The following is a 7,459-nucleotide window of genomic DNA, read 5'->3' as shown; positions in this document are numbered from 1 at the left end:
CATAATGGTAAAAATTTTGTTTACCATTACAATTTAATCATACCTCATTTTACCGTTTCCTCAAAGAAACGGTTTAGTTCAACAATTGTATAAAGTAACAAAGGTTACTTTATACGCATTACATCTTTTCAGCAATCTAAGGGATTTAAAATAATTTTAAAAGCATTTTCAGCAACAACTGTATAAAACCCCTGTGCTATAGTAAGCAGTAAACATCAAGATACACTCATTCGTTTTATATTTTCTAAAATACCAATAAAATTGGAAAACTTTTACTACTATTCTAAAAAGTATTCATTCGGTATGACCGCACAGTTAGATTCATTCGAGATCAAAAACTGAGGGAAAGCTATTTTATTTCAGTACACCACACTTTTAATTGCACATTCTACACTTAAACAAAATAATATTTTTTCCTGAATCTTTCTTAACCTTCCTGCCAAATATTATTGTGCCCTAAGTCATTTTTCAGTTTCCTAATTTGGTAAACTTGCTTCCTAAGTATTTTTAAAGCGTCCTAAGTATTCAAAATCACTTCCTAAAACTTAGGACGGCTATTTCACTTTGATATTTCAATATCTAGAACATCTACCACAATACTAATTCATAAAAAAGCCTTTCATAATGAGTTAAGATCACTATGAAAGGCTTTAAGTGTAGAATTAAACGTTTATTAAAAGATTAACTCTACGGAAAAATCTATAAAACTTTATTCCAAAATCTCTTGAATAGGTTCACCTGTTGCACCATTTGGCAGGGAGGTTCCTAAAATATGAGCCAAGGTCACGGCTATATCGTCTATATTTTGTCTTCTGTAGGATGTTCCGCTTTTGATGCCTGAACCGTACCAAATCAAGGGCACGTGGGTGTCATAAGCATAGCCAGTACCATGTGTGGTGGCTGAGCGGGTTTGATAGAACCAGCCTGGCTCTAATATCAATAATACATCTCCCGAGCGTTTGAAATTATAACCCATCTGCAAAGCTGCAGCTTTATGTTGTGTAAATTCAGTGCTTTGCATATCGGATGCAGAATAGGCTTCGGCTACTCCTTCTAGCTTCAAAGCTTCATTGACCATCAATTTTCTTATCACATCCAACTCGACCTCTTTTTCTGCTATCAACTCATGGTTTAAAAAAAACTGCTCGTTAGAAAAATCTTCTATCCATTCCCCCTCACCAAATTCTTGATTCAAAGCATTGCTCATATGTTGAACATATATCTTGTCATCATAATGATTTGCAGGAATTTTATGGGCTTGCAAATATTCAGGTACTTCGGCACAGCCATGGTCTGAAGTGACAAAAATCAGGTAATTGCCTTTGCCTACTTTTTCATCCAAGTACTTAAATATTCTAGCAATCTCTTGATCTAATTTGATATAAGTATCCTGCACTTCCACTGAACGCGGACCAAATCCATGACCGATATAATCGGTAGAAGAAAAGCTTAATGCTAGAAAATCAGTGATATCATCTTGTCCCATTTGTTCTCCATCCATGGTCGCAATAGCTAAATCTGCTAAAATAGTATTTCCAAAAGCAGTATTTGGCAACAAGCCAAAATTTCCATTTCCTGCTCTCAATGCTTTCAAGTCGTATGGGAAAACGGGTTTATCTTTTCCTCTTACGGTCATTTCGTAAGGCATATCATCCGCTGTTGATTCCGTGTATTCTTCCAACGGCATGGAGAGTTCCCAAGTTTGATTTAAATAATCATCCGCCAGATTACGATTATTGAAATCTTGCAGCCAAGCAGGTAATTCCTCCTCACCATAATAACTGCTGCTCACAAAATGTCCATTGCTTTTATCGTACCAAAAAGAACCTGTGGGATTATGGCCTGCAGGCAAAATAGACCCTCTATCTTTTATGGAGATCCCTACTACTTTTGACCTGAAATTAGTGGCCAACCCCAATTCATCCGTAATGGTACTGCTTAACATTCTATGTGGTGACATTAAACCTGCCTCAGATGTTGAACCAATAGTGTAAACAGAAGTATCCTCTACGCAATAAACAGACGTATTGATATTTTTATCGTACCAATTATTGGCGATTATGCCATGAGTCGCTGGAGTAGTTCCTGTATAAACAGAGGCATGTCCAGGCCCAGTGTAAGTAGGTACATAATTGTAATGGGTGTTGTGATTATAGAATCCTTCAGAAATCAATCTTTTAAAACCATCTTCCCCAAAATTGTCGCCATAGCGTTCAAAATAATCATGACGCAATTGGTCAATCACTATGCCTACCACCAATTGAGGTTTTTTAACTTTTTGTTCTTGCTTCTTTGTTGGTTGACAAGAAAATAAAATTAATAGAGCCAGAGCCCCGCTGAAATATCTCTTCATTTAAATTGATTTTAATTTGCTGCAAATTAAAACTTTGAACTGAGTTATGGTAGGAATTTTAGATTAAGGTTATGTGATTAAAAAATTAAAAGCCCCCTAACCCCCAAAGTGGGAACGCCCGAAATTGCTGTTGCTATTTAATTTAATTTGATTTAGCATAACACTCTCAAATCATAGCTATATCACTTCACTAGCCAGGGGCTAGCAGGCTATCCTAATCCGGGTTATTTGCACAACAGTATAGAAAATAGTGATAATAACTGTTGTTTCCTGCTAAGCCAAATCTGTGAGAATATCCAATCCCCCCTTTGGGGGTTAGGGGGCTGGACTGGGGCTGGTATTAATCACAAGCAGTCTCTAGATAATCATCAAAGTTCAGACCTTCTTTGAATAAGACTTTTCCGTCTTTATCGAAGTAAGCAATTACAATATAATTGATTTCGGAAAGTCTTCTTTCCGCCAGCCAGAAAAATTCATTTTTGCTTTGGTAAGCAGTGAGTTCATTGAAAATAAATGGGATAACCTCCTCTCCTAGCTGATTGACAACTCCATAACCTCCTTCTTTTCTTAAGATGAAATACTTTTGTTCTTCAACTATTACTTTTTCCCAAGTAGCGATTCCTTCATGCAAATAGTTATTTTGATAAATATTGAGAATTCCGATTTCGCCTTCTTCCTCTACAATGGCGGTAGAATCATTGAAAAATTCGATTGATTGAAAATCGGCTTCCAGTAAAATATTGGCTGAAACATCGCTGATGCCTACTAAATTTTCTTCTTCGAACACATACAGGGAATCCTTTAAAAAGACCTCCAATTTACTTTGAGAATGTGCTGGGATAAGTTTTAGACTATCCACGATTAGAGCACCGAATTTTTTATCGTTCAAAATAGGAATTAAACCATCTTTAAATGCTCCAAAAGCTTCTGCATCTTCTATTTCAATTACAGCCCCTGCCGAATCAATCAATTGCTTTCGCTTATCGGTATGGATTTGAATCAAACCAGGAGTCAAAACACTAATATCGAGCTTTTGACCTTCTTTAATTTTTCTTCCAAAACCGTTCAAAAGCTGGAAGTATCCTCCTTCATTAGCAATTTCTACGAAACGAATTTGATCGGTCACATCTGAAAAAGCGACATTATAATTTTTCAATAATCTATACTTATCCTCTTTCGATAAAGCTATTTTCTCCCCTGATTGAAATAGCAAATATTCTACTGAATCCTTAACTGCAAATGTCAACCAGCTGTTAAAAATACGAATGGAGTCGTATTGAAATCTTGGAAATCCTTCTAGCCCATTGCTAAACACTGACCAAAGACTATCTTTTTGTAGGGCTAAAACACCTGAGCCATATTGATAATCATTTAAACCCTCTTCAAAAAGTGAATTTTTATTTTTATCTAAAACAGTTATTTCACCTTGTTTTTCTTTAATCCAAAAGTCTCCAAAAAAATCAAATCTTGCTTTTTCTACTGGAAAAATTACTTGAGCCTGATGATCTAAAATTGTTTCAAAGTCATTAGAATATAAGCGGAGATATTGATCATCTAACCATTCATAATCATCATAAAGAAAGCTTAAAGATTTTAAATCATCCTTTGCCATTTTTTTAAAATCAAGTATAGAGGCTACAGCCATGTCATTACCCTTTTTGAAAAAAAACACATCGCCTTCCTTCCAAATACTATCCACTGGCTGCCTCAAAATTGGCTCATCTAAAATGGACATTAAGTGCCATCCTTCTTGACTTTTTTTGGCATAATGAAATTTGTCTAAAAATTTAAAATCTAAGGAGACTTGTTGCAATTGCTCATTTAAGCTATAATGTATTAAGTTTTGCTTAAGCCTATTAGTGCCTATCTTAAAAAATCCGCTTGCCAGATATTCAATAGAATTGATAGCTGAATCGAAAATTCTCTGACCATTTTTTAAATACGCTTGAGTTGAATTTTTCTCATTTGCTAAAATAAAAGGTCTCATTATAAAGGCACATGAATCGGGATTTACAGCTTTATATTGAAAAGGTGACAATCGCTTACTATTCAAATCAAAAAAATAATAAAGACCATCTTTTTTATGAGTAATTAACACTGGTATCTGTTCTTTATAATTCAGCCCATGCACAATTGATTTTGCCATTTGTGAAGCTTTAAATTCACCATATTGACTTATAAATTGTTCATATTCCCGTGCATTGGCGCCAGCACTAAGCAACTTTAAAAGTTCGTAAGCCGCTTCTTCTGCATATTCAGTTTCTGGACGTTCCTCCAGATATTCCTTATAATTAATTAATTGTTGATTCTGAGTTTTCTTTTCATAGTAAAGCGTTTCAAAAACGTTTCGAGCTTTCTGAGCCTGAGGTGCATCCGGATATTTCCTAAAAAATTCACTTACGGCTTGTGTGGTGTTTTGTGAGATAGCATCTTCGTAAGCTACCACATTTCTTAATTCAATTGCGTTTTCCTCAAAAGTAAGATGTTGATAATGGTTGAGATAATAATTATAGGCTTCTTCTGTGTTGATGGAAGTGGCTTTTTCAAAGGCCAGGCTATCAATAATCAACCCTTGCTTGCTAATGGCAGTGCTGTCCAATCCTTTTTTGGCTAATTTTTCAGTTACATCAGCATTCAGCTTAGGAAAAGTGTCGTTCACATATTGAATATAAAGATGCGCAGAATCTACCGCATCATAAGACCAAACAGGGTGACTGTAATATTTGGCCAGCATGAATTGAGTGGCCGGGCTGTCGGCATCCTTTTCCACCGCTTTATCAATCCGCTTCTTCGCCTTTGCTAATTCATTTTGCTCTAAAAATTCATCTGCTTTCATGACTTTATAGGCACATCCATAAAAAAAGGAAGCGAGCACAATAGTGAATACAAAAAATAATAATTGGCGCATATAAAATCTTTAGAAAAGCAGAAGTAATTATAACTTAACAAAGTTATAAATAATCGGTAAAGCGTAGCGAAGCTTTTCAAGCAATCTGAAAGAATTCCCAAGTGTGAGAAATATACAATTGCCAATTGGTCGCTAAATAGTATATTGCGCATTGTTTTTCAGGCAGGTATACAACTATGGATAAAATAGCGATAATAGATTTAGGTACAAATACTTTTCACTTACTCATTGTGGAAATACAAGCGGGTGTCGAAAAAATTATTCACAAAGAAAAAATTGCCGTTAAGCTCGGTGAAGGTGGAATAAGCGAAGGAAATATAAGCAAAGCTGCGGAAGAACGTGCCGTAAAAACAATGCTCTATTTCAGCGACAAAATTAAGGAAGAAAAGGTAGAAAATGTTTTCGCCAGTGCTACTTCTGCTATGCGAAATGCAGAAAACGGAAAGGAAGTAATGCAGCATATTTATGAAGCTACTGGCATTTCGGTTAAATTAATTTCTGGCTTAGAGGAAGCCAAATACATTCATCAAGGTGTAAAAAAAGCGTTAGAGATAGGTCCTGAACCGGCCTTAATTATGGATATTGGAGGCGGAAGCGTTGAATTTATCATTTGCAATCAAACAGAAGTTTTCTGGATGCAGAGTTTTGAAATTGGCGCTCAAAGGTTATTAGATAAATTTCATAAACATGATCCTATCCTACCCAAAGACATTGAAAAGCTTGATGATTTCTTAAGAAAAGAATTAGCAGAGCTTAAAGTGAAAATGGATATTTACCAACCTCATCATCTGATAGGATCTTCCGGTACTTTCGATACGTTGATAGATATTAATTACCTAGAAAAGGAAAGTGATAAACCAGATGATGTTGCATTTTCAATTTCTTTAGAAGATTTCGATAGGATTTTTAATGAGATAATCCAGAAAAATAGAGACGAAAGAATGGCCATTGCTGGTATGATTGAAATGCGGGTAGACATGATAGTAGTAGCCGTTTGTTTGATCGATTTTTTGATTGAAAATAATGAATTTATTGATATCAAAGTGTCAACTTATGCGCTAAAGGAGGGTCTTCTTGATGCCATCATATCAAATGAATTAAAAACATCATAATGAATTCTTTCGATCATAAAGCATTACAGCATTTCGTAAAAGAAGTATTCATTCAAATGGGATGCCCTACTACAGAGGCAGCAGAAGCAGCTGAAGTTTTGGTAAATGCCGATTTACGCGGAGTTGATTCTCACGGAGTGGCGCGCTTGCATGGATATATTAGATTATGGGAAGAAGGTAGAATCAATGCAAAGCCTACTATTAAAGTCGTTCATGAAACGCCAAGTACAGCAGTTATTGACGGGGATAGAGGACTGGGTTTAGTCGTTGCGCCTTTTGCGATGCGCATTGCGATGGAAAAAGCAGAGAAAGTCGGTACAGGCTGGGTTTCAGTTAAAAACTCTAATCACTACGGAATAGCTGGGCATCATAGTATGATGGCATTGGATAAAGATATGATTGGCTGGTCAATGACCAATGCAAGTCCTTTAGTAGCCCCTACCTTTTCCAAAGAAAGATTACTGGGTACGAATCCAATATCGATTGCAATTCCTACAAAGAACCAGCCTCCTTATGTTGCGGATTTTGCCACTACCACAGTGGCCAATGGTAAACTGGAAGTTTTAAAAAGGAAAAATGAAAAAGCTCCATTAGGCTGGGTGCAAGATAAAGATGGGAAGGGAACAACCGATGTGGATGCCCTTAAAAAGGGAGGCAGTATGCTACCACTGGGAGGTTCTAGAGAACACTCTGGTCATAAAGGATATATTCTTGGTTCTATTGTAGATATTTTTTCTGCAGTGCTCTCAGGCGCTAATTATGGGCCGTGGGCTCCTCCCTTCGTAAGCTTCTTACCTCTTAAAGAAAATCCTGTTGGTGAAGGCTTGGGACATTTTCTAGGCGCCATGCGGATAGATGCATTCCGTCCGGCAGAAGATTTCAAATCGCATATGGATAATTGGATTGAAACTTTTAGAAATGCTGAGACAACTGGTGAAAATGATAAAGTGTTAATTCCTGGAGATCCTGAAAGAGAAATCAGTGAGGAGAGGAGAGCTAATGGAATTCCTTTGTTACCAGCGGTGGTGGATGATTTGAAGGATATTGGAAATAAATTTGGACTATCCTTCGATCGGTATTTTTAAT

Annotated in this window: 4 protein-coding genes; 2 read left to right on the top strand and 2 right to left on the bottom strand. The window is 36.3% G+C overall.

Annotated features, from left to right (window positions below):
• Nucleotides 1-709 precede the first annotated feature (709 nt).
• Both pafA and VFM92_RS12390 read right to left on the bottom strand, forming a co-directional pair.
• Complete coding sequence (gene pafA, locus VFM92_RS12395) at nt 710-2,353, bottom strand: alkaline phosphatase PafA (RefSeq protein WP_325122537.1); 1,644 nt, start codon at nt 2,351-2,353, stop codon at nt 710-712.
• A 340-nt stretch (nt 2,354-2,693) separates the two neighbouring features.
• Nucleotides 2,694-5,261: a WG repeat-containing protein gene (locus VFM92_RS12390; RefSeq protein ID WP_325122536.1), complete on the bottom strand. Its 2,568-nt coding sequence runs from the start codon at nt 5,259-5,261 to the stop codon at nt 2,694-2,696.
• A gap of 176 nt (nt 5,262-5,437) precedes the next feature.
• Between VFM92_RS12390 and VFM92_RS12385 the strand changes: the two genes are divergently transcribed.
• Nucleotides 5,438-6,373, top strand: coding sequence for an exopolyphosphatase (locus VFM92_RS12385; protein WP_325122535.1), 936 nt, complete (start codon nt 5,438-5,440; stop codon nt 6,371-6,373).
• On the top strand, nt 6,373-7,458 hold the full coding sequence (locus VFM92_RS12380) for an Ldh family oxidoreductase (RefSeq protein WP_325122534.1): 1,086 nt from the start codon (nt 6,373-6,375) through the stop codon (nt 7,456-7,458). Before VFM92_RS12385 ends, VFM92_RS12380 begins: the two co-directional genes overlap by 1 nt.
• The last annotated feature ends 1 nt before the right edge of the window (nt 7,459 follow it).

Origin of the sequence: Marivirga sp., from assembly GCF_035704835.1 — a bacterium.
GTDB lineage: Bacteria > Bacteroidota > Bacteroidia > Cytophagales > Cyclobacteriaceae > Marivirga.
This window is presented reverse-complemented; position numbering and strand designations above follow the sequence as displayed.